The sequence below is a fragment of the Promicromonospora kroppenstedtii DSM 19349 genome (genome assembly GCF_000515355.1).
GTDB lineage: Bacteria > Actinomycetota > Actinomycetes > Actinomycetales > Cellulomonadaceae > Promicromonospora > Promicromonospora kroppenstedtii.
Map to the genome: position 1 here is coordinate 1,928 of NZ_KI911652.1, position 1,161 is coordinate 3,088.

Here is a 1,161-nt window from a genome sequence, read left to right on the forward strand (position 1 = left end):
TGCGAGCACCGCGGTGGCGCGCACCCACGGGCGGCGCGGCGCCCCGGCGTCAGCGGCCATGTGGTCCACCTCCCGGATCATCGTGACCCCCGCCGCGAGCGCCCGCGAGCGCTGACCGGACGCCCGCCCCGAGGTGCGCCCGCCACGCCGCCGGGTCGATGCTGGAGGTGCCCGACAGACGTGCTGCCGCAGCGACCGAGGAGGCGGACCAGATGGAGATCGTTCGAGGAGAACGAGAGGCGCAGGAGATCGTGGGCCTGCACGAGACGGTGGGGATGGAAGACCTGCGGGAGTTCTTCCCCCGCGCGATGGCGGCGGCCGCCGCGGCGCTGCAGGAGCGGGGCATGGAACCGTCGGGACCGGCCGTGGCCCTGTACGAGGGACTGCGGGCGGAGCGGTTCGAGGTGACCGCGGGGTACCCGGTGCCGGCGGGGGCGGCGCCGTCCGACGAGGTGGTCGCCGCGATGCTCCCGGGCGGGGCGACGGTGGAGGCGGTCCACGTCGGGCCGTACGACCGGCTGCGCGAGTCCCACGCGGAGCTGACGGCCTGGTTCCAGGAGAACGGGGTGACGCCGCCGGCGACGGTGTGGGAGGAGTACGTCGTGGGGCCGGACAGCCTGGCCGACCCGAACGGGTGGCAGACGCGCATCGTGTACCCGGTGGGCTGATCCGGGCTTCGGTCCCGGCCAGGGAGGGTCGTTGGTCCCTGGCCGGACGGCGGCGGCTCACGAGACGCTGAGGTCGGAGGGGACCACACCCTCGCGGGAGGAGCTGCAATGGGAGCCAAGGACGTGCTCGACGTCGCCGAAGCGCCGGAGGTCCGGCGGCCCCCGCCCCTGCCACTGACCCGCCGCCTGCTGGTGGTGTGCGCGCACCCGTTCGACGCCACGCTCGCACTGGGCGGCGTCATCGGCGCGTTCGCCGACGCCGGCACGGCCGTGCAGATCGTCTGCCTGACGCACGACCCTGGTCCCGACCCCAGCACCTGCCGCCGCACGGTGCTCGCGACCGAGCTCCTGCGGGCCGCGAGCCTGCTGGGCGCCCGGGAGGCGACGTTGCTCGAGCACCGCGCGGCGCAGCTGCAGTGGAACCCGCCGGAGGTGCTCGCCGCGGAGCTGCGGTCGGTCGCCGGGCCGGTCGACGCGGTGCTGACCATCGACG

2 protein-coding genes are annotated in these 1,161 nt (G+C 75.5%); both read left to right on the top strand.

Annotated elements, in window-relative coordinates; translation table 11 throughout:
• Window positions 1-212: 212 nt before the first annotated feature.
• A complete protein-coding gene (locus PROKR_RS10215; protein WP_036962824.1) occupies window positions 213-668 on the top strand; it encodes a GyrI-like domain-containing protein in 456 nt (151 codons plus the stop codon).
• 108 nt (window positions 669-776) lie between these two features.
• Window positions 777-1,161 (top strand): PIG-L deacetylase family protein (locus PROKR_RS10220; protein ID WP_036962820.1); only part of this gene is annotated, 385 nt, incomplete at its 3' end.

Bases quoted from the DNA above. Each gene is read 5' to 3' on its own strand.
- PROKR_RS10215 (WP_036962824.1), top strand. From the start codon at position 213: ATGGAGATCGTTCGAGGAGAACGAGAGGCGCAGGAGATCGTGGGCCTG.